Source organism: Ruegeria sp. BE9, assembly GCF_056538765.1.
Map to the genome: position 1 here is coordinate 165,147 of NZ_JBQFTS010000002.1, position 20,768 is coordinate 185,914.

General features: G+C 56.3%; 18 protein-coding genes and 1 tRNA gene. 7 read left to right on the plus strand and 12 right to left on the minus strand.

Features of this window, described 5'->3' with window-relative positions; genetic code table 11:
* Positions 1-13 precede the first annotated feature (13 nt).
* From ACR0EO_RS07485 to ACR0EO_RS07505, 5 genes are all read right to left on the minus strand, one after another.
* A complete protein-coding gene (locus ACR0EO_RS07485; RefSeq protein WP_480688517.1) occupies positions 14-1,096 on the minus strand; it encodes a DUF1513 domain-containing protein in 1,083 nt (360 codons plus the stop codon).
* Positions 1,097-1,098: 2 nt separating this feature from the next.
* On the minus strand, positions 1,099-2,109 hold the full coding sequence (locus ACR0EO_RS07490; protein ID WP_480688519.1) for an imelysin family protein: 1,011 nt from the start codon (positions 2,107-2,109) through the stop codon (positions 1,099-1,101).
* Between the two features lie 3 nt (positions 2,110-2,112).
* Positions 2,113-3,648 (minus strand): di-heme oxidoreductase family protein, encoded by a 1,536-nt coding sequence (locus ACR0EO_RS07495; RefSeq protein WP_480689738.1) that lies wholly within the window; start codon positions 3,646-3,648, stop codon positions 2,113-2,115.
* 371 nt (positions 3,649-4,019) lie between these two features.
* On the minus strand, positions 4,020-4,313 hold the full coding sequence (locus ACR0EO_RS07500; RefSeq protein ID WP_480688521.1) for a (2Fe-2S)-binding protein: 294 nt from the start codon (positions 4,311-4,313) through the stop codon (positions 4,020-4,022).
* A 126-nt stretch (positions 4,314-4,439) separates the two neighbouring features.
* Positions 4,440-5,711: an imelysin family protein gene (locus ACR0EO_RS07505; RefSeq protein WP_480688523.1), complete on the minus strand. Its 1,272-nt coding sequence runs from the start codon at positions 5,709-5,711 to the stop codon at positions 4,440-4,442.
* 250 nt (positions 5,712-5,961) lie between these two features.
* On the opposite strand from ACR0EO_RS07505, the gene ACR0EO_RS07510 reads away from it, so the two are divergent.
* A complete protein-coding gene (locus tag ACR0EO_RS07510) occupies positions 5,962-6,483 on the plus strand; it encodes a ZrgA family zinc uptake protein (RefSeq protein WP_480688525.1) in 522 nt (173 codons plus the stop codon).
* 109 nt (positions 6,484-6,592) lie between these two features.
* Here the strand turns inward: ACR0EO_RS07510 and ACR0EO_RS07515 are convergent.
* The 3 genes from ACR0EO_RS07515 to ACR0EO_RS07525 all read right to left on the minus strand — a co-directional run bounded on the left by ACR0EO_RS07515 (position 6,593) and on the right by ACR0EO_RS07525 (position 9,196).
* A tRNA-Met gene (locus ACR0EO_RS07515) sits at positions 6,593-6,669 on the minus strand.
* Between the two features lie 84 nt (positions 6,670-6,753).
* Positions 6,754-7,722, minus strand: coding sequence for an alpha/beta fold hydrolase (locus ACR0EO_RS07520; protein ID WP_480688527.1), 969 nt, complete (start codon positions 7,720-7,722; stop codon positions 6,754-6,756).
* A gap of 1 nt (position 7,723) precedes the next feature.
* Positions 7,724-9,196, minus strand: coding sequence for a flavin-containing monooxygenase (locus tag ACR0EO_RS07525; protein ID WP_480688529.1), 1,473 nt, complete (start codon positions 9,194-9,196; stop codon positions 7,724-7,726).
* Between the two features lie 246 nt (positions 9,197-9,442).
* Here ACR0EO_RS07525 and ACR0EO_RS07530 point away from each other — a divergent pair, with 246 nt between their 5' ends.
* The 3 genes from ACR0EO_RS07530 to ACR0EO_RS07540 all read left to right on the plus strand — a co-directional run bounded on the left by ACR0EO_RS07530 (position 9,443) and on the right by ACR0EO_RS07540 (position 12,522).
* Entirely contained in the window at positions 9,443-10,990 is a 1,548-nt protein-coding gene (locus tag ACR0EO_RS07530; RefSeq protein ID WP_480688531.1) for a trimethylamine methyltransferase family protein, read from the plus strand.
* Between the two features lie 69 nt (positions 10,991-11,059).
* Positions 11,060-11,791, plus strand: a complete 732-nt coding sequence (locus ACR0EO_RS07535; RefSeq protein WP_480688532.1) for an SDR family NAD(P)-dependent oxidoreductase — start codon at positions 11,060-11,062, stop codon at positions 11,789-11,791.
* Positions 11,788-12,522, plus strand: a complete 735-nt coding sequence (locus ACR0EO_RS07540) for an SDR family NAD(P)-dependent oxidoreductase (RefSeq protein ID WP_480688534.1) — start codon at positions 11,788-11,790, stop codon at positions 12,520-12,522. The genes ACR0EO_RS07535 and ACR0EO_RS07540 overlap by 4 nt, the downstream gene beginning before the upstream one ends.
* Here ACR0EO_RS07540 and ACR0EO_RS07545 read toward each other — a convergent pair whose 3' ends face one another.
* The 4 genes from ACR0EO_RS07545 to ACR0EO_RS07560 are packed head-to-tail and all read right to left on the minus strand — an operon-like array spanning position 12,523 to position 16,997.
* On the minus strand, positions 12,523-13,863 hold the full coding sequence (locus ACR0EO_RS07545; protein WP_480688536.1) for an NAD(P)/FAD-dependent oxidoreductase: 1,341 nt from the start codon (positions 13,861-13,863) through the stop codon (positions 12,523-12,525).
* On the minus strand, positions 13,860-15,356 hold the full coding sequence (locus ACR0EO_RS07550) for an aldehyde dehydrogenase (protein WP_480688538.1): 1,497 nt from the start codon (positions 15,354-15,356) through the stop codon (positions 13,860-13,862). The genes ACR0EO_RS07545 and ACR0EO_RS07550 overlap by 4 nt, the downstream gene beginning before the upstream one ends.
* A gap of 5 nt (positions 15,357-15,361) precedes the next feature.
* Positions 15,362-16,279 carry a dihydrodipicolinate synthase family protein gene (locus ACR0EO_RS07555; protein WP_480688540.1) on the minus strand — a complete coding sequence of 306 codons (918 nt, stop codon included), beginning with the start codon at positions 16,277-16,279 and terminating at the stop codon, positions 15,362-15,364.
* A gap of 7 nt (positions 16,280-16,286) precedes the next feature.
* A complete protein-coding gene (locus ACR0EO_RS07560) occupies positions 16,287-16,997 on the minus strand; it encodes a GntR family transcriptional regulator (RefSeq protein ID WP_480688542.1) in 711 nt (236 codons plus the stop codon).
* A gap of 137 nt (positions 16,998-17,134) precedes the next feature.
* On the opposite strand from ACR0EO_RS07560, the gene ACR0EO_RS07565 reads away from it, so the two are divergent.
* From ACR0EO_RS07565 to ACR0EO_RS07575, 3 genes are all read left to right on the plus strand, one after another.
* Positions 17,135-18,085, plus strand: a complete 951-nt coding sequence (locus tag ACR0EO_RS07565; protein WP_480688544.1) for a GlxA family transcriptional regulator — start codon at positions 17,135-17,137, stop codon at positions 18,083-18,085.
* Between the two features lie 409 nt (positions 18,086-18,494).
* Complete coding sequence (locus ACR0EO_RS07570; protein ID WP_480688546.1) at positions 18,495-19,001, plus strand: hypothetical protein; 507 nt, start codon at positions 18,495-18,497, stop codon at positions 18,999-19,001.
* Between the two features lie 111 nt (positions 19,002-19,112).
* Positions 19,113-20,735: a bifunctional aspartate transaminase/aspartate 4-decarboxylase gene (locus ACR0EO_RS07575; protein WP_480688548.1), complete on the plus strand. Its 1,623-nt coding sequence runs from the start codon at positions 19,113-19,115 to the stop codon at positions 20,733-20,735.
* The last annotated feature ends 33 nt before the right edge of the window (positions 20,736-20,768 follow it).

A 20,768-nucleotide genomic window follows, 5' to 3' on the forward strand; every position in this document is an offset into this window, starting at 1 on the left:
GGATTTGCCGAATTTAAGCAGTCGGTCGAATTGGGATCAGATGGTTGTCCCATTGGCAGTCCGGCCGAGAGGAAATTCGGGCCTCAGTCGTGAGTTTTCCTACAAGCCCAGTGCCCGTGGTGAAGACAAATCCATCGGTGCCGGGCCCAAGGCCGCAGACGTCCTCGAGTGGGAAGACACCGGCAAGTTGGCCGTTTGAAACATTGAATTGGTGCAGGGCGTTGCCGCGCGGGCACGTGATGGCAACGGTTTCTCCGTCACCGGAAAAGGCAACGCTGCCTGCATAACCTTGCAATGTGCTTTGTTCCGGGTCGGCAGCTGATAGTAGGCGCGGTGCCACTCCGAGACGATGCAAGCCCAGCAGTGGCGGGTGTTGTACCTTGTCCCCTTGCCATTGCATTGCAAAAGCCACCAAACCATCGCCGCGCACTGCCAAGTGCCGGATTGAATTTTTGTGCAACGCCCGATGCAGTTCAACTTGTTCCAGAACTGCGCCCTTCAGATCCATGTATGTCAGGTAGGGCTGCATAATCGGCAAATTCAGTTTAGTCCTGCCCATGTCCGGGTGGGTTTCTATGCCGCCATTGGCGATAACCAACGTCTTGCCATCTGGTAAAAGACGCATGTCATGCGGGCCGACCCCGCCCGAAGGAAACTCGCCAAGCCGGCGGTAGTTGGCGGTGTCCCAAACGCCAATCATTCCTTCTCCGGCCTCATAGTCATTCTCGGTGGTGAATAATCGTTTGCCGTCTTGCGAGAACACGCCGTGACCATAGAAATGGCGACCCTCGGGGGCAATCAGGCGAGTAGTTTCAGTACCGGTACTGCAGTCAATGACCAACGCAAAAGTGCCGGGCCGCCGGGCAAAGGCCACTGCTTGAGCGCGGTAGGGATGGGCCGCCGCCGCGTGGCCGCGCGCGGGCAGGGGAAGAGAGAACAGGATTTCGCCGCCTGTACTCAACCCGGCCAGACGATAACTGCCATCCGGGAACAGCGCCGCCGCTAAGTAATCCGGTGCGCCAACTGATGCCCAGCCTTGCATAGGTGCGAGGCCGCTTGCGGCCAGACCAGCCAGAAAATGTCGGCGGCTTGGCATGGTTAGTCCCCGTCTAAGGAGTTGAAGCCGGCGTTGATGCCCAATGTTGGGCCAAGCTCGGTTGAGGCAATCGCGCGGATGTCGTTGATAGACTGTTGCAGAGCCTCGACGCGGAAGCGCCCCTGAGGATCGGCCACGCCGGCAAGTGCTGGGTCTTCCAGCGCTTGCGCCCGGCTTATGGCTTTGTCGAACGCAGCATCCAAATCGGCTGCGATTTTGGGATGGTCTCCAGAAAGCCGGAGGGCCAGATCGCGCAGAGAGGTAAGCGACAGTTCAACATGACGCAGGGATCGTTCTGAACGACGGGCCTCGGCTCGGTTGGGGCGCGGTCGGTCGAATGTGCCCATCGGACGGCCCAGACGCGTGTCGCCTGTGAACTCCAGGCCCGTCACCAAGGCTTTGTAGAGTTCTTGCATTGCCTCATCGCCAGACCGGTACGGGCTGTCTTCGCCCGGCTGCTTGATGGTTTCGGCAAAGCTCTCCCAATCCTTATCCATCGCGTGCGCATTAATGCCGATATCTGTGGTGATCGCCTGAATCAGAGCGCAGCGATAAGCGGCACTGCCTTGCTTTGCAAAGCGAGGATCGTAGAGCATCTGTTCCAGCGCAAAGAATCCCCTCCCGGCGACTGAGGTTTCGGCAAAAGCCTCAGGGGCTTTAACTGCCTGGTCTTCTGCGGCGATGAGCCCTGACAGGGCTTTGGGTGTGAACCCCTTGGTGTCAGGCCAGAAGGCTAGCGCAAAAGCGCGATCGTTGACCTCTGAAGGGCCAAACCGCAGGTGGCTAACTGAAATCCAGTCGTCAAAGGCCGAGTGATAGGCCGCCCGCAGCCGGGGTGAATCCGCAGCACAATCGTCTTGCGCCACCTGCGCCAGTGTTTCGGTTGTGTCCATCAGGGCGGCAAAGCCGGGCAGGATGTGCCCATCGACCGTATCGGTCAGGATTGGGGTCCGGTCCTGCGCCAATGCTGTTAGGGGCAGTGTTAAGGCAACGGCAATAGCAAAGGCACGCATGGTTCAGAGGCTTTCAAGAAAACGGATAAGGGCATCTCGGTCGGGTTTGGGCATTGCGACAACTGTATCGCGTGCAGCCTGAGCTTCGCCGCCGTGCCACAGAATGGCTTCCAGCAAGGATTGTGCCCGACCGTCATGCAGGAACTGAGTGTGGCCCGAGACCTGTTCAGTCAGACCAATTCCCCACAGTGGCGGTGTGCGCCACTCGCGCCCTGTGGCACGTGCCTCGGGGCGGTTATCAGCCAATCCCTCACCCATGTCATGCAGCAAAAGGTCGGAATATGGCCAAATCAACTGAAAGCTGTGCTCAGGCCGATCCTCCATGCGGTGGGTCACAAAGGCAGGTGTGTGGCAAGAGGCGCATCCTGTGTCGTTGAATACCTGTTTGCCGCGCAATACTCGGGGATCATTCACATCCCGGCGCTCTGGAACGCCTAGGTTGCGGCTGTAGAAAGCCACAAGATCCATGCCGATCTGGTCGATTTCAAAGACCCGATCATCGCCGTCCCCGTGCGGGGCACCAATGCAATCTAGTTGAGCGTCAGTACAATCACCGTGTGCTGCGGGATAGAGCGGGCTGGAAATACCGATATCCCCTGAAAACGCGGCGGCAGATTGCTCCATAACTGTTGGCATGCCTGCCTTGTGTCCAAACCGACCCATCATGGGCGCGTCGTACTCGGTTGACCAAACGATGTTGGGGCGCCCGGAAATACCGTCGCCGTCCTCGTCCTCTGGGTCGGCATTAGCGAGCAAATCCTCGACGGGGATCGCTTCAAGTAGCCCAAGACCGATCATTTGCGGTGCCACCCGAGGGCTTAACATGGCGTCAGGGAGCAAGGGACCGTATCCCAAATCCGCCGCCTCATAGGTCGGCTTGCGTAAGATGACCGTTTCGCCTTCGGACAAAGTTATCGGGATGTCTTCGTAGCTGATATCCAACCGATACTCTGCTGGATGGCCAGGCAGTGAGTGATCCTGCATCTGACCGCCGTAATTCGGCTCGGGCTGAGTGGCGATGTAATCCTCGATTTCATCGTAGTTTTCGCCGCCTGGGATCGAGATCCGCAGGAACATCGAAATTGCGTTGTCTTCGGGTCCGTTGGGCGTGTGCCCACGGCCGTCCTTTATGTGGCAACGCTGGCACGACCGGGCGTTGTAGAGCGGGCCCAGCCCGTCAGAAGCCAGAGTCGAGGCCGGGGAAGACACCCAGATTTTCTTGAACAAGCCGTTGCCAACCTTGAAGTCCAGTTCTTGCTCGAATGCCAGATTGCCAGAGGGTTGCGAAAACGCATCCGCGTCTTTGCGTGCGCGGACCGTGGCTGCACCAGCGGAAAGTTCCTCGAACCGTTGTGGCGCGTTGTAATCCGCAGGCGCAGCGGTGGCTGCGGCAATCCGGGCGCGCTCGTCCTCGGTTCTGGGTTCAAAATTGAGGTGGAAATCCTGTAGCTCGGCTGCCAAGGGCTGAGTGGCCGCCAGGGCCGCTACCGACAGGCAGGCGAGGCCACTCGCCCGTTTTCGATGCGTTAAGTTGCGCATAGTTGGCTTTGCCAGTCCTTTCGTAAAGGTCGAGCTGCGTTTCCAAAAAGCCGATATGACTTTCCTCATCACGTAGCAATCCTTTGAACAGCGACATAGAGACGTAGCCCTATGTTTCTTTGCTATTAATTCGCGTTTTTGCGTCGGAACGCGCCCAATCCTTGTTAATGGTCACGCTCCAGCGTTCCCTGTGGGCACGGAAGCTCAGTAGGTCTAGTTAATGTGGGTTGGGATGGCCGCGTAGATCGCATTGTGCTCAATCAATTTGATCGCGTCATCCATCTCTTCGATGGAGCTTTCTCCGCTTCAATTGATCGTGTTGCCAAGGGCCCAATCGTTTCTGCGGCCAGTATAGGCTTGCCGCTACTAGCTTACGCTGCCGAGATTTGTTTGGAAGTTCTTGAGGCTTGAGAGCGCCCCTCTTCAGGTTTGCCTTGTGTCGCACCAGTGCGTAAAGCACGGAGTTGCATAGGTACCTCCAAGTTATTGCTTGATCGCATTGTGTCCAGAAAGAGCGGCATACAGCCGCCGCAATCTGCGGATTTCCCAAGGGCGTGATAGACCTTTCCCGGGGTTATGATCGCTTGCGCGTCCGACGTCCGCATCCAATCGATTGCAGCGCGGATATCGTGGTCAGTTATGTTGGTACAGTGACAAACGATCATGGCGATTCTAGGCTCGGTAGGTTTCTTACTTTTTTAGTAAGTTAATGGTTTCAGATCCAGACACAACATGAGTTTTGGGTCTGGCCGGAAGCGTCATTTCGCCAACGCTTCCGGCCAGAACTTACCTTATTGGAATACCGCGTCAGGGTTATCCAAGCTGTCTGAGCCTTCGAAATCGATCTGATCCAGCTTCAACGTGGTCACGATACGCTCGATTGTCTTGGTCTGATCGACCAGACCATTGACACCGCCCATAATCAACAGTTCGCCACCTTCGTTGCCGCGCTCCAGCATCTGGTCATAGGCGAAACCTGCTTCGGCGGTGGACTTTAGACGACCCAACGCTTGCATGGTGTTGGCCAACTTCGCCTTCATTTCGGCGTCCAGTGAAGGATCAGAAGCGATCACCAGGTCAGACAGCGAAGCACCACTAACCGGAGTGCCATCAATACGGGTGTAGCTGCCCAAGTAGACGTTCTGGATGCCCAAGCCATCGTAGTAATGGCTGTTGTGGGTGTTGTCTGAGAAGCAATCATGTTCTTCCTCGGGGTCGTTCAGCATCAGGCCAAGGCGCATGCGTTCGCCGGCTTGTTCACCATAAGACAGTGACCCCATCCCGGTAAGGATGGCCGAAACGCCAGCGGTTTCATCTGCAGCCAGAGCAGCACGTGCTTCGCCGCCCTCTTTCCACTGGTTCGCCATCCATTCCAGATCACTGACCAACAGCTCCGTTGCTGCGCTCAGATACTGGGCGCGGCGGTCGCAATTGCCGCCCGTGCAGTCGTCACCCTGAACATAGTCGGTGTAAGGGCGGTTGCCCGCGCCTGCACCGTGACCGTTCATGTCTTGGCCCCACAGCAGGAACTCAATGGCGTGATAACCGGTGGCAACGTTCGCCTCGATCCCGTCAGCTTCGTGCAGGGTTTCTCCCAGAAGTTCCGGAGTGATTTCGCTGGCGTCGATGGTTTCGCCTGACAGCTCAAAGTTTGGGTTTGCGATTACGTTCAGCGCGGCAAACTCGTTTTCATCTGTCGGGCCGCCATATGCAGCGTCAACATAGTCGATCAGGCCTTCGTCCAGCGGCCACGCGTTCACTTTGCCTTCCCAGTCGTCAACGATGGCGTTGCCGAAACGATAAACTTCGGTCTGCTGGTAAGGCACGCGCGCAGCAACCCACGCAGCTCGTGCTGCGTTCAGAGTGGCATCGGACGGCTCAGCGATTAGGGCATTTACGGCCTCTTGCAATGCTTTGGCAGCGATCAGGCTGTCGTCGTATTTCGCTTCGGCAATGTTGGCGTAGGTGTTAAGCACATCGGCTTTTGATGGCGCGTCAGCGGCAACAGCGGCAGAGGCAACGCCAAGGGTCAGGGCGCTGGCGGCAGCAAAAAATCGGGTCATTAGAGTGACACTTTCCTGTCAGAAACAAATTCACAAGCGTCGCAGGGGCGGCGACGCATATGGCGTAATAACTGAGTGAATTAGTCAGTCATGTCAACCTGACTTTTATTATCAGGTATGACTCTTGGGGCGATTTGACGCGATATCCTCCCCATTTCTGGTGAGTTAACCAGGCGGGTGACGCGATTGCGTGGGTTTGGAATCACATTAAAATGATCTCTGTGATTCTCTGTTAATGGGTGCCTGGTTTATGAAAAGCACTGTCCTCGCCATCACGTTGATCCCTGCGGTTGCGCTTTCGCAATCGCAAAGCGGAACGACGCATGAGCATGGTACCGGGCGTCTGGATATCGTCTTTTCAGGTGCAGAGTTGACGCTGACCCTTATTGTGCCCGGAGTCGACATCGTTGGGTTTGAGAGAGCACCTGAAACCGACGAGGATCGAACCCTTGTCGCCAGAGCGATATCCGACCTTTCCAAGCCGATGGAACTGTTTGCTCTGTCAGAGGAAGCAGGGTGTTTTGTCTCTTCGGCCAATGTGACTTTACCTGGTGAGACACTTGGTCAGGACAGTGCGAGTGAAGAGGCCGAGCATACTGAGTTTCAGGCCGATTATCAGATGCAATGTCAGGACATGGACGCTTTGAAAGGCGCCGAGTTCGTTTACTTTGACCGGTTTCCAAACGCGCAGCGTTTAAAGATCCAGATTTCCCGCACGGGTGAAGTTCGTTCAGAGGAAGTAACGCGCGCCCAAAACAGCCTGGCGTTCTGATCTTTCAAAATCGAACGAATCCGCGCTTGTAGTTCGCAACGAAAAAGCCAAGGCAAAGGTTGCTGCCAACGCAAATCCAGCACTTCGATCGGTTAGTTCTGAGGGGTGATGGTAGCGGAGGAGGGACTTGAACCCCCGACACGCGGATTATGATTCCGCTGCTCTAACCAACTGAGCTACTCCGCCATGAGTGAGAGGCGATTTAAGGGAGGGGCCGGATAGGGTCAAGAGGGAAAAGGTGGTCAACGCAGGATTCTTTTGAGCGACCGTTTACCCCGTTTCGCTTTCGCGCTTTAGCCCCGGTTCTTCCGCTATGCGCCTAATGAAAGATGCGCACGCCTCAGGAGCGGTAATGGGAATCATATGGCCTAGGCCGTCCAGGCGGTCATCGGACAATCCAAACTGTTTCATCGGCGGTGCATGCATCTCAGGGGACAGGATTGCATCTTGCGCGCCGTATAGAATGCCACCGGGAATGGTTAGCGTTTCATAGCGGCTCACCTGCGCAGCGATACTCTCGTCTGCGCCGACCACGTCCTGTGACGCGGTAATGAAGGCGGAAGGTCGAAGGCCCAACGCTCCGCCGGCCCGATCCAGGAAATCAGCGGGTGCAGGCTCGGGGGCGAAAACAGAACTCAACGCGTGGGGAGCAGTTTTCGCAGCCAATGGCACAGCAATTGTATTGCCAATGAACGCACGCAGCCAATCAGAGCGGATTTCCAACGGTTTAAAAACCGGCGGAGTGCCGGGGAGTTTCTGCGTCAAGGGAGCCAACAATGCCAACGCTTTTGTTTTGTCTGGATAGTCCAGAGCCATTGCCAGTGATACCGCGCCACCCAATGAGTGCCCAACCAGCACAGCGTTTGTGACACCTTTGATGTCCAGAAACTCCTGTATCATTCGTGCCTGCTCGGGTAACTGCCCAAGGTCGGCGCTGTCGCGGGTCGAATACCCGCAACCGGGGCGATCGACGGCTATTACGTGATGGTCGTCGGCCAGCTTATCCACCAATGCATAGGTAAAGTGCTGAAGCTGACCCGACAGCCCGTGGATCATGACAATAGTTTGCTTTGCCGGATCACCCTTCTCAACATAATGGATGCTGCCGCCGCGCACCGGAACAATGTCGCCCAGTTGAGGAACGCGCGCGAACCCTTGTTGAGTCAGGCGCCTTGTCCAAATGTTCATACCTAAGAGAAATGCCGCGATCAGCAGGAGGATAATCAAAAGTGTGGTCATCTCAGCGCTCTCCGCTTTGGGATCGGACAGGATGGTACTGTTCCATCCCGGATTGGGACATACGTTTTTGATACTCTGATACCGGGCCGGGCCAAAGCGTTGTGTTGCGGCCCTCGCTGTCCTGATACCAAGACGAGCACCCACCTGCCTGCCAGACACTATTCACGTGTCGGTCCTGCATTTCTTGCGTGAACGCTGCCTGTCTCATGGCGTCAGGAGTAATGGTTGTAACGCCGTAATGCTTCATCTGGTCCAGCACACGGCCGATATGATCCACTTGCGCCTCGATCATCAACACGACCGAGTTATGGCCCAGACCTGTGTGCGGACCGAGCAGCATGAAGAAGTTCGGGAACCCTGCGATTGCAGTGCCCAAATTGGCCTGCATACCTTCGGTCCAGGCTTGACGCAGTGTCAGACCGTCAGCACCGGTAATGTCCAGCCGTTCGGCCATGTCCGTCACGTGAAATCCGGTGCCCCAGATCAATATATCGGCCTTTGTACGGCGGCCGTCGGTCGAAATGACTTCTTCCCTATCAATTGACGATACCCCGTGCGGAATGACCGTTACATTGTCCTTGGCGAGCGCCGGGTACCAATCGTTCGAGCTGAGGATTCGTTTGCATCCGATCCGGTAATTCGGGGTCAGTGCTTCACGTTCTTGAGGGTCGGTGATCGATTTTTCAAGCGCGTGACGCCACATCTTCATGGCGAAATTCACCATTCGCTCTTCACCCCGGAACACACGGTGGCGGTACTCAAAGATCATATAGATCAGCTTGCGCCGTATCCGAGCAAGCATTGGAATCTGCCGGTATACGCTGCGCAGCCAAGGCGCAATCGGTCCATCTGGCCTTGGTAAGACATAGGGCGCCGTTCGCTGGAACACCGTGACTTGCGCCGCAGTCTTGGCGATCTCAGGGACGAATTGGACGGCCGAAGCGCCTGTGCCGACCACGGCGATACGCTTATTTGCCCAGTCAACATCATGATCCCATTCCGCCGAGTGAAAACGGGGGCCAGGGAAGCTATCAGCTCCAGGAATTTCGGGGATGCTGGGCAGGTGAAGCGCGCCAATAGCCGAAATCAGAAAGCGTGCTGACCAACGTTGCCCGGCCTCTGTTTCCACTTGCCAGCGAGCACCGTCCCATCGTGCGGACTTTAGCTGCTGGCCAAAATGGCACAGGTCGTAAAGGTCTTCTTCGCGGCAAACTTTCTGCAGATAGGATTGGATTTCACCCCCGCCGGCGTAGGCGCGGCTCCAGTCGGGGTTCAAGTGCGTTGCCATTGAATAGAGGTGCGAGGGAATATCGCAGGCCACGCCCGGATATGTGTTGTCGCGCCACGTCCCGCCGATATCGTCCGCTTTTTCAAGAATGGCGATATCTGTAATCCCACGTTTGCGGGCCTCAATGGCCATGATCAGCCCCGAAAACCCGGCGCCGATAATGAGCATGTCTGTACTGTGTTCCATGCGCTCGCCCTCCCCAAGCGACCGAATTGGTCTTTTCACGATATATGAGAGGCCCCGGAAGCGAACAGTGTTTCGTGGGGTAAACTGTGCGTGTGATTATGGCAGTCTCGAACGCACATTGATGCACCTTTTCAGGATTGGAAGGGGAACGCACAGGAGTCGTTTCCTGCAAACAGACATCGCAATCAGCGAGGTGCACCGACTCGAAAACCAGCAATCTCGGAGACAATATTGGAGGATTGCCCCGTGAACATTCGAACCGCGACCCGCTCTGGCGGACGCTCTGCACGCCGCGCTTTGCGCACTGCCCCGAACTTTGAAATGTTGCCCGGTCTGACCCGAGGAATTCCTTATTGCGAGGTTATGGATGGCAGCCAGGTCGAGCGCATCGACGCTGCTTCGATGGACATTCTCGAAAACGTCGGTGTCCAATTCCGTGACCCCATCGCGCTGGAAGACTGGAAGAAAGTCGGCGCTAAGGTCGAGGGTGAGCTGGTCTTTCTGGATCGCGGCCTTGTACGCGAGTTGATCGCTACCATCCCCAGCGATTTTACCTACCATGCGCGAGATCCAAAAAAGAATGTGCGTCTTGGTGGAAAGCACTCGATTTTCGTGCCCATGACTGGAGCGCCTTTCCTGCGTGATCTGGACGACGTGCGCCGCAACCCGCTGCTGGAAGATCTGGCGATGTTCCACAAACTCAGCCACATGATGCCAGCGCTGCACTCTTCGGCGCACCACATTGTTGAGCCTTATGATCATCCGATCAGCCAGCGCCACCTGCGCATCACCTATTCATCGATGAAACACTCAGACAAAACGTTCATGGGCATGACCACCAGCCCCAAGAACGCCGAGGATGTGATGGATATGTGTGCGATCCTGTTCGGGGAAGAATTCCTTGAGGATCACCCCGTCACCACAGGCAACTGCAACGGTAACTCGCCGCTGGTCTGGGACGAAACCATGCTGGGTGCGATGCGGGCGTTCTGTCGTCGAAAACAACCGGTGCTTTGCTCGCCCTTCGTGCTAGGCGGGGCCAACACGCCTGCGTCGGTTCCAGCAACCGTGGCACAGTTGAATGCAGAGGCGTTGAGCGCGCTTGCTTACACTCAGGTCATTCGCAAAGGTGCTCCGGCAATCTACGGACATTACTTGTCGACTGTGTCGATGAAGTCAGGCGCGCCGATGGCGGGCACGCCCGAGATCAGCCTGATGAACTTTATGATCGGTCAGATGGCACGTTACTATGGCGTGCCGTGGCGAACATCGAACACTTTGGGTGGGGCCAAGACCTTTGATGCGCAGGCCGGATATGAATCTGCGACGACGTTGCAGGCCGTGATGCATGCTGGGGCCAATTACATCTGGCACTCTGCGGGTTGGAATGAGGCCGGAATGCATTGTTCCGTCGCCAAGTTCATTGTGGACGCAGAGCAATGCGCCATGGCTTATCGTATGACCGAAGGGCCGAAATGGAACGACTTTGATCAGGCTCTCGCGGCAGTGCCGGATGTCGGCCCCGGTGGTCACTATCTGGGTCATCCGCATACTCAGGAAAACTTCCAAAATGCGTTCTTCATGCCTGAACTGTTCGACAATAACTCGATCGAGCAATGGCAGGCGGAAGGCAGCGTTGAAATCACTGAACGGGCCCTAAACCGCGCCCGCACTCTGCTGGCCGAATACCAAGAACCCAAATTGGACGAAGCAAAGAACGAAGAGCTGCTGGACTACATCGCCCGTCGCGAGCGGGAAATTCCTGCGGCCGATGAACTGAACCAAAGTTACTGAGGTATTCTCCCCGAAACTTACCCGCTCGGTTCCCATCGGGCGGGCTTTTTTGATCCAACCGGAGGGTAAATGGAATTAGAGGGAAAATCGGCGCTGGTAACCGGTGCTGCAGGAGGGATCGGAGCCGCAATCGTACAGCGTCTCCGACAGGCGGGTGCGCGCGTTGCAGTAGCGGATCGCGTGGTCGACGGGATCGACGCGGATGCTCTGCTGCCTGGTGATCTGTTGGATGGGTCTTATGCCGATGCACTGCCTGGGGCTGCAGCGGATGCGTTGGGCGGTTTGGATATCGTCATCAACAACGCAGGCGTCATTTCGCGTGGGTCAGTTACAGAAACATCGGATCAAGACTGGGCGTTGTCGTTGAGTGTGAACGTCGAAGCTCCGTTTCGCATATGCCGGGCCGCGATCCCAATTATGGCCTCAAGCGGCGGCGGAGCGATCGTCAACACCGCATCCTGCTGGGGATTGCGTCCGGGTCCGAACCACGCGGTTTATTGCATGACAAAGGCCGCGATTGCGTCTCTGACCCAGTGCATGGGTATGGATCACGCGCATCAGGGTATCCGCATCAACGCGGTCTGCCCGAATGAGGTGAACACACCAATGCTGCGATCTGGTTTTGAAAAGCGTGGTTTCGATCCGGATACAGCGGTGGCCGAACTAGGCCAAACCGTCCCATTGGGCCGCATAGCCGAGCCCGAGGATATTGCCGACGTTGCCATGTTCCTGGTATCGGATGCGTCTCGCTATATCTGCGGTGCACTTCTTGAGGTGAATGGGGGGAAACCTGTCTCATGAGCCGATTTGACGGGAAAACCGCTCTGGTGACGGGTGGCCGCAGCGGGATTGGCCGCGCCATTGCCAAGCGATTGAAACAGGACGGTGCGCGCGTGTTTACGGCGCAGCGTGGGGCGGATCCGGATTTCGAAGGGATCGAGGCTGATTTCAGCAATCCCGATACGCCGCAATCCGTTGTCGACCAGGCCATTGATCGGGCAGGGCAGTTGGACGTTCTGGTCAACAATGCTGGCGTTATGCAGGAAGCCTCGGTCGAGGATATGAGCCTGGAAGATTGGCAGCGTACGCTGGCGGTCAACCTTACGGCCCCGTTTTTGCTGATCAAAGCCGCTTTGCCGTATTTGCGCGAGGTGCGAGGGAACATCGTTAACACTGGCTCTATCGAAGGCTTGGGCAGTAATCCGGGCCACGCAGCTTATTGTGCATCCAAGGCGGGGTTGCACGGTCTCACCCGAGCAGTGGCGGTGGATCATGGCTCTGAAGGTGTCCGCTGCAATGCGGTTGCGCCGGGTTGGATCGATACCGAGTTGAACCTGGACTTCATTGCATCGATGCCGGACCCCAATGCGTTTCGCGAAGATATCAAGCGCATCCACCCCGTTGATCGAACTGGCGGGCCGGATGAAGTCGCGGCATTGGTTGCGTTTCTGGCCTCGGACGAGGCCAGCTTTATCACCGGGCAGGTTTACACTGTCGACGGTGGGCGTATGGCCAAGCTGAGCCTACCCTGATCACTCATCCCTCGCCCGCCATTCTTTCCAGCGCAGAACGGCATTGGCGCCGATCTCGCGAAACGGTTGCGGTGGCAGGCGCTTGGGTTGATCCTCGGCTTCGAAGTGACGGGTGATGTCTGAACTGTGACCGCAGGCGCGTTCTGCGGCTGCGATCCCGGTGAGTGTTCCTCGGGCCGTGCCCAGCCCATTCTGAACACAACCGGAGTAGATGCCGGGTTCGACCTCACGCGCGACGGACACACCATTCAGGCTTAGGCAAAGGTGGCCAGCCCAATGGTATTCCATTTCCATGCCCGCGAGTTGTGGAAACCGCTGATCAAACTTGCGCTGCATAACGCGCGACGCCCGCGCCAGATCACTTGCAGTTGCTGCCATGCCGGGACGAAGCGCTGCGCAGGTGCGGGTGACAATGCGGTTTCCCCCCTGACCAGTATCAATCCGACGCATTGTGGTGCCCATGGGATCGGATGGCGTTACACCCCATCGCGATTGTCCACCCAATCGGGCCAATGCGCTGGTGTCCAGTTCCGGTGTCATCGCCGCGAACAGGAACAACTGCATCAGACGGTCACGCTCAATACCAAAGCTTTCAAGGTGACCGTTGACTGTCAGGATCACCGCGCCTGTACTGACCCTGCCGCGCTGGGTTTGCACTTGCCATGCGCTGCCTTGCCGTTTGAACCCTGTGACGGCCGAGTTCTCATAGACTGCCACACCGTCCCTGACCAATCCGGCAGCCAACCCACGAATGTAGCCTGCTGGCTGCAGCATCGCTGTGCCGGGCGTATAGAGGCCAGATCGATAGTGCCGAGACCCCGTCAGATCGTACATTTGCTGCGGATCCAGCATTTCGCTGGTCTCGCCCAGTGTTTCCAGGTGCTGTGCATAGCTGACGTTATGGGCATGACCGGCAGCACTGGCCGCTCCATTTACCTTGCCGACCGGATCGAAGAAGTTTGGGTCGATCTGGTATTGTTCAACTGCAGCACGGGCAAAGGCAATCGCCTGTCGGTTCAGCGCGATCATCGCCTTGTCGTCGCCGGCCCCTGCGTAGTCATCCGAGGCCAAATCATGCGGCAAGTCGATCATAAAACCGGAGTTCCGGCCCGCCGCGCCCTCGGCTACGCGTCCGGCCTCAATCACGATGATTTTTGCGTCGGGTTGGAGTTGTGTCAGGCGACGGGCCGCCGAAAGCCCGGCAAATCCAGCGCCTACAATCGTGAAATCGGCCGTTGTGTCGCCGGTTAGTTCCCGTGCAGTAGGTTGAGCGCCAAGGATGGCGCTCCATGCTGCCGGTCCGCGGTGGACCGGCAGGGTTCTTGCGGCGTAAGCGTTCAATCGACCGCCTCGTCGGCGTCATCCGCCAGATCAATCCAGATGGTTTTCAACTGGGTGTACTGGTCATGAGCATGGACTGAGTTGTCTCGGCCGCCAAATCCAGACTGCTTGTATCCGCCGAAGGGCGTGGTGATGTCACCTTCGCCAAAGCTGTTGACAGTCACTGTGCCTGCGCGGATCGCCCGGGCACCTCGGATCGCGCGTTTCGCGTTGGCGGTGAAAATCGACGCACAAAGGCCGTACTCAGTGTCGTTGGCGATCTTGATTGCCTCGTCAAACCCAGAGACTTCGATCACGGACAGGACCGGGCCAAAGATTTCCTCTCGCGCCAAGGTGGCGTCATTGCCGGGAACTTCGACTACGGTGGCCTCAACAAAGCCTTTCTCGGCCTTGCCACCGATTACAACATTCTCGGCCTGCTCCAGATAACCACAAACCTTGTTGTAATGACCTTCACTGACAAGCGCACCCATACGGGTTTCCGGATCTAGCGGGTCACCGATGTTCCACTGTTTTGCGTGATGCGCGATCCGCTCCAGCAGTTCCGCCTTTACGTCCTTGTGCACGATAAGACGGGACGAGGCCGAGCAGTTCTCGCCCATGTTCCAGAATGCACCATTGACGATATGCGCGGCCACACGGTCCAGGTTTTCTGCATCATCCATGACGATTGCAGGGTTCTTGCCGCCCATCTCAAGCACCACCTCTTTGGCGTTGCTTTCGGCGGAATATGTCAGGAACCGTTTGCCTGTGACGGTCGAGCCAGTGAAAGACACCATGTCGATATCCATGTGACGACCGATGGGCTCACCGACCTTTGCGCCGCCGCCGGGGACGATGTTCAACACGCCGCGAGGCAGTCCGGCTTCCATCGCGAGTTCGGCCAAGCGCAGTGCGGTCAACGTGGTTTCAGCGGCTGGTTTCACCACGACCGAGCAACCGGCCGCCAGCGCGGGTCCGATCTTCCACGCCAGCATCAACAACGGGAAATTCCACGGCAGAACAAGGCCCACGACGCCGATCGGCTCGCGCACGACCATGGCAATGTGATCGTCGCTGGCCGGTGAGACCTGATCATAAATCTTGTCGATCGCCTCGGCGTGCCATTTTAGGCAATGAATAGTCTCGGGCACGTCCACCGTTTCGCAATCGAAGATGGTTTTGCCACTGTCGATGCTCTCCATCACCGCGAGTTCGCGGGCGTTTCGGGTCATCAGCTTGCAGAGCCGGATCAATACGTCTTTGCGATCAGACGGGTGCAATTTGGACCAGCGCCCATCATCAAACGCCTCACGCGCCTTTTCGACCGCGAAATCCACGTCCGCAGGGCCACAGGCCGCAATGTCGGTCAGCTTTTCGCCGGTGGCAGGGTTTGATGTTTCGAACGTTTCGCCCGAGATCGCCGGACGGAACGCGCCGTCGATGAAGGCGCCGGTCGGCAGGGCCAGGCCTGCAGCGATGGATTTGTATTCGTCCTGTGTCAGCAGATCCATGTCTCTTACCCCTCGGCCACGATGTCAGCGATTGTTTTTTTCAGCACGCGTGTCACTTGTTCCAGCGCGCGCTTGTCGTCCTTGTTCAGGCCCTTCAGCGGAGGCCGCATCGCGCCTGCGTCAATTCCATTCATGGTGACGCCATGCTTGATGGTCTGGATGAATTTGCCGCCCTGTTCCAACACCCGCATCAGCGGCATCATCGCGGACATGATCCGGCGGCCTTTGATAAAGTTGCCCTCGATCACGCAGGCGTTGTAGAGGGCTACGTGCTCGGCTGGCAGAAAGTTCGATCCGCCGCAAACCCAGAAGGGTGCGCCCCAAGCAAAGAACTCCAGCGCCTGATCATCCATGCCACAACCCAGCTGGATATGCGGATAGTCTCGCGCAAGCAGGTGCACGCGGTTGATATCACCCGAGCTTTCCTTGATGCCGCAGAAGTTACGGCTGCGGCCTACACGGTCGAGGAACTCTTCGTTCATCATTGTGCCAGTTCGGTGCGGGTAGTTGTACAGCATCACCGGCAAGTCAGCCGCCTTGTCGATGGCCAGCGCATTCAGTGCGTTTTCGCGATCGGTTGGAACCGAATAGGGAGGGCTGGCCAGAAGGATCGAGTCAGCGCCGATATCCCGCGCACCTGAGGCCAACGCAATCGAGTCGGGTGTGAGCATTGCGCCAGTTCCGACGACCAGAGGCAGCCGCCCTTTCAGGCGCTCATGTGTGAACTTTGCCAGTTCCAAACGCTCTTGAACGGTTTGAGCATAGTTCTCACCAGTAGAGCCGCCCGAGATCAGCCCATGTATGCCGTTTTCGATCAGGTACTCGATCACGTCGGACAGGGCGTCCCAATTCACGCTTCCATCCTCGTGATAGGGCGTGACCACAGGGGTATAAATCCCCTCAAATCTGAAAATCGGGTTCATTCGGTCCTCATGCAGGTTTCGAAAGGGGCGGGACACCCATAGGGACATCCAGCGCGTCAGGCATCACGAACAGTTCAATCTGGTCGCGTGACAGGTTCCAATGATCCTCGGACAGCTGTGCAGCCGCTGCCTCATCGCGTGACTCGATGGCTGCAATGATGGCGTCATGCTGGCGGCTAGCCTCGGATAAATTCTCGGACATTTTGGTTGTCTGTGGCCGGTAAAAGGTCATCCCTATCCGAGCGTGATCAATCAGCAGCCGGTTGAAGGAAGGCAGCAGATAGACATTGCCCGACATAGCGCCGGTGACGTCGTGAAACCGGTTGTTGGCCAGCGCCCGGTCCTCGGCTGATCCTGACCGCAGTGCGGCCTTGAAAGCTTGTTGTGCGTCTTTCAGGTCATCAATCTGAGCGCGCGATGCGTTGACCGCCGCCAATCGCAGGATCGCGCCATAAACCATTGGAGCGGCCAAAAAGAAATCGCGCAACGTCGTATAAGACATCTCGGACACACGGGCGCTGCGATTGGCGCGCAGGTCCAGATAGCCTTCGCCTGCCAATTGCCGAAATACTTCGCGCAACGGTGTGCGCGACAGGCCGAACGCGTCTGATAGGTGCGCCTCGTCAAGATCCGTGCCGGGCTGCAGGCGCAGCGTCAGAATTGAGACCCGAAGGTGCTCAGTCAATTCTGCTTTGCGAGATTTTGCGTCGTCTTTCATCCGTCACTCCTCTGACGCGCCGCGAATCGTGTCGCGGTAAGCGTGCACTTCTTGTATTCTAGAAAAATACAACTTGTATACATAGAAAAATCGTGCAGCATAGATCACCGACCACATCAAGCTGAACGGGACGCCTCATGAGCCAACCGCGCCACATCACATTCATTCTGATCGAGGAATTCTCGCACCTTGCGTTTTCCTGCGCGGTCGAGCCGTTGCGAATCGCGAATCTGGTGAGTGAGGAAAACCTGTACGACTGGACCCTCATCTCTGAAAACGGAGCACAGGCCGTGTGCTCAAACGAGGTTGTAACACTGGTACACGGTGGGTTGGACGACATACCCAAAACCGATCAGCTGTTCGTCCTTTCAGGCATTCATATGCGAAAGCACGTCACTCGTCCCTTGTTGGCGGCGCTGCGAAGGGCGCGGGCGCGTGGGACGCCAATTGGTGCGTTGTGTTCAGGCGCGTGGTTATTGGCCGAGGCCGGGTTTCTCGAGGGTATGCAGGCAGCGATCCACTGGGAATATCATGATGCCTTTATGGAAGCTTTTCCCGAAGTGAACCTGGTTCGCAGCGTCTTTGTCGCTGACGAAAAGCACATCACTGCGTCAGGCGGTACAGCTACTGCAGATCTGATGCTGCATTTGATCGAACGCGACCACGGCGAAGAGTTGGCAATCGCTGTGGCCGACCAAATGGTTTACAACGCGGTCCGGAATGCCACCGCTAAACAGCGCGTCTCACTGCAGTCGCGCAACGGAATGCGAAATTCGCATCTGGCAAAGGCGATTCACATTATGCGGAATAGCATCGAGGCACCGGTTTCTCCGTCGCAAATCGCGGAAGACCTTGGGATATCGACGCGACAGTTAGAGCGCTTGTTTGGAAAATACCTGAATACCTCTCCCAAGAAGTACTTTACCGAGTTGCGCCTTGAGCGTGCGCAAAAGTTGTTGTTGCAAACTGAGGCCTCTGTAACCGAAGTGGCTATGGCCTGTGGGTTCGAGAATCCGGGTCATTTTTCCCGCGTGTTCCGGTCTAGCTTTGGCGTCACGCCGCATGCTCAGAGAAACAAGATAGATTGATGAAACGCGGCGGGGGGAGCTGCTCTGTCTGTCGACGAGTCCGACCAAACAGGCGCTCACCCCCTAGTCCCGCTCGTACCCCCTCGTTAAATTCAAACTCGTAAACTGTTCAGCAGGATTGAGTACTTTTAGATGCAGAAATTGGCATAACTATTGCGAGATCGTGTCAGATGTATGTGCGCAAAATTAAGATCAGGGCTGGTTCGGCTTGCAGATGTGCCACCTGAAATCCACACATGAACTGGCTGGCGCATTGTTTAATTCGATTATGTTTGTGTTAAATACTTTCTTGTGGCATTTTTGATTGGCCAACAATCCAACAAACTACGCTAAAAATGGCAATAAGTCACAATCGAATCTCTACCGAAGTTCCCATGTCCCCATCACAAGTAAGAGTTGGAGGACGAATATGAATCTGGAATCTCAAGAAGCCGCAATAGAGTTCGCCCCGCGTGTGATTTCAGTTGCTAAGCGCGAGCGGCAGATTTGTAAGGCATCCGAAGCAGCAGAAGCCGCGTTTGATCGTATTGCCAGCGCGGCGCCTTTTGGTGCGGGTTTGCAAGGAGAGCTTCAGGATCGTGTTTTTGCTATCTTTCGTTGGTATTTTCTATCGGCGTTTTGCACCCGCCTGCTGACAGATGCGGCCCATCGGCTGGAGCATCAGACTCTGCAGGTTTCGGTCGATATTTTCAGCGCTGTGAAAATGGTGCTGAGCGAAAGCGAAATTGAACACTCAATGGCGCTAGTCAGCATCGAAAAAACGTCTCCGACTTTGGTGCGTGCAAACGACATCGGTGCCCGGGGCCATACAGTTGGCTGGGTGGCCGCTGGGTTGTACGACAAGGGCAGGGATTTCCCGGAAGAGATCAAGAACTCTCTGGCAGGTGCGTTGGCGGCTACCACGCGGCTCAACTGACCAAAATGCGTCGGAGCCTATCCGGCGCAAAGAATTGTTTACACAAGCATTAATCCTTTCGTAGCATCCGGATCAATAATTCCGATGTTTTAAAATGATGGGTTTAATGCAATGTCAGAGACGCTGGATCTTCATAAATTCGAAAACCTAAGTCCATTTCAGATCAAAGACGAGTTGATCAAGCTTGCGCAAAAAGAATCCCGCAAGACGACACTGCCATATCTGAACGCCGGTCGTGGAAATCCGAACTGGATCGCGACAAAGGCCCGTGAGGCCTTTTTCCTGCTGGGTCAGTTTGCGATGACCGAGGCTCAACGTCACCGTTATGAGCCTCAGGTAGGTTTGGCAGGAATGCCGCAGGGACCGGGCTCCTATGACCGCCTCAAAGCTTATTGTTCTGAGCGGGGTTCAATCCCGGGTGCGGACACTCTGGCAGCCGTGGTGGATTTTGCGATTGAGAAGTTCGCTTTCACCCCGGACGACTTTGTTCTGGAACTTACAGACGGCATAGTTGGGGATCACTACCCGATGCCGGATCGGTGCCTCGAGCATAATGAAGCAATCGTTCATGAATACCTGATGTGGGCCATGTGCTCAGGCCATCGGCCGGACACCAAGTTCGACATCTACGCCGTCGAAGGTGGCACAGCCGCCATGTGCTATATCTTCAAAGCTCTCAAAAACCAGCGTTTGTTGAATGCTGGGGATACCATTGCGCTAGGAACACCTATTTTCACGCCCTACCTGGAGATGCCCGAGCTTGAAGACTATGCGCTCAACGTGATCGACGTCTCTTCGGAAGAGGAAGACAATTTTCAGCTGACTGATGACGATCTTGAGCAATTGGCGGATCCAAAGGTCAAAGCGCTGTTTTTGGTGAATCCTGGCAACCCGTCTTCGGTAGCAATTAGCCCTGAGGTTCTGGCCCGATTGGTGGATTTTGTGAAAACGCGCCGGCCAGATCTGATAATCCTAACGGATGACGTATATGGCACTTTTGTCCCTAATTTTCAGTCGGTAATGGGGCATCTGCCCGAGAACACAATAGGTGTTTACTCCTATTCCAAGTACTTTGGCTGCACGGGGTGGCGACTGGGGGCAATCGCGGTTGCTCAGAATAACATCTTCGACAAGATGATTGCCGAGGCTCCAGCCGAGACCAAGGCGGTGGTCAATGCACGATACGAGACTCTGACTCCGGACCCATCCTCGTTCAAATTCATTGACCGTATTGTTGCCGACAGCCGGGATGTTGCGCTGAACCACACCGCGGGTTTGTCATTGCCTCAGCAGGTTATGATGACACTGTTTTCGCTAGTCGAAATGATGGACGATGAGAAAGCCTACCAGGCCTTCTGTTGGGGCATCCTAAAGCACCGCTTTGAGGAACTGGTCGAAGGTATGGGCATCGAGGTGCCAGATAATCCGCTGTTCGATAAGTACTACGGCATCATCGATTTCGAATTCTGGCTGCGAAAATACGTTGGTGAAGAAGTGGTCGCGTGGATCAAGGAAAACGTTCATCCGCTGGATATCTCGTTCAAGCTGGCCCAAGACCACGGGATTGTCCTGTTGAACGGATCGGGTTTTGATGCACCGAACTGGTCCGCTCGGGTGTCTTTCGCCAATCTGGATGACAGCGCCTACCGCCAGATTGGTCGCGCTGTCCGGGCCGTGGCCGTAGGGTATGTTCAGGCGTACCGAGCTTCTAAAGGGTTGCCGATACACGGATAACTCCTTGGCGCAGAGGGCAGGAAAGGGAGAGAC

Bases quoted from the DNA above. Each gene is read 5' to 3' on its own strand.
- ACR0EO_RS07485 (WP_480688517.1), bottom strand. From the start codon at position 1,096: ATGCCAAGCCGCCGACATTTTCTGGCTGGTCTGGCCGCAAGCGGCCTC.
- ACR0EO_RS07575 (WP_480688548.1), top strand. From the start codon at position 19,113: ATGTCAGAGACGCTGGATCTTCATAAATTCGAAAACCTAAGTCCATTT.
- ACR0EO_RS07525 (WP_480688529.1), bottom strand. From the start codon at position 9,196: ATGGAACACAGTACAGACATGCTCATTATCGGCGCCGGGTTTTCGGGG.
- ACR0EO_RS07540 (WP_480688534.1), top strand. From the start codon at position 11,788: ATGAGCCGATTTGACGGGAAAACCGCTCTGGTGACGGGTGGCCGCAGC.
- ACR0EO_RS07495 (WP_480689738.1), bottom strand. From the start codon at position 3,648: ATGCGCAACTTAACGCATCGAAAACGGGCGAGTGGCCTCGCCTGCCTG.
- ACR0EO_RS07570 (WP_480688546.1), top strand. From the start codon at position 18,495: ATGAATCTGGAATCTCAAGAAGCCGCAATAGAGTTCGCCCCGCGTGTG.
- ACR0EO_RS07505 (WP_480688523.1), bottom strand. From the start codon at position 5,711: ATGACCCGATTTTTTGCTGCCGCCAGCGCCCTGACCCTTGGCGTTGCC.
- ACR0EO_RS07560 (WP_480688542.1), bottom strand. From the start codon at position 16,997: ATGAAAGACGACGCAAAATCTCGCAAAGCAGAATTGACTGAGCACCTT.
- ACR0EO_RS07500 (WP_480688521.1), bottom strand. From the start codon at position 4,313: ATGATCGTTTGTCACTGTACCAACATAACTGACCACGATATCCGCGCT.
- ACR0EO_RS07520 (WP_480688527.1), bottom strand. From the start codon at position 7,722: ATGACCACACTTTTGATTATCCTCCTGCTGATCGCGGCATTTCTCTTA.
- ACR0EO_RS07555 (WP_480688540.1), bottom strand. From the start codon at position 16,279: ATGAACCCGATTTTCAGATTTGAGGGGATTTATACCCCTGTGGTCACG.
- ACR0EO_RS07510 (WP_480688525.1), top strand. From the start codon at position 5,962: ATGAAAAGCACTGTCCTCGCCATCACGTTGATCCCTGCGGTTGCGCTT.
- ACR0EO_RS07565 (WP_480688544.1), top strand. From the start codon at position 17,135: ATGAGCCAACCGCGCCACATCACATTCATTCTGATCGAGGAATTCTCG.
- ACR0EO_RS07490 (WP_480688519.1), bottom strand. From the start codon at position 2,109: ATGCGTGCCTTTGCTATTGCCGTTGCCTTAACACTGCCCCTAACAGCA.
- ACR0EO_RS07550 (WP_480688538.1), bottom strand. From the start codon at position 15,356: ATGGATCTGCTGACACAGGACGAATACAAATCCATCGCTGCAGGCCTG.
- ACR0EO_RS07535 (WP_480688532.1), top strand. From the start codon at position 11,060: ATGGAATTAGAGGGAAAATCGGCGCTGGTAACCGGTGCTGCAGGAGGG.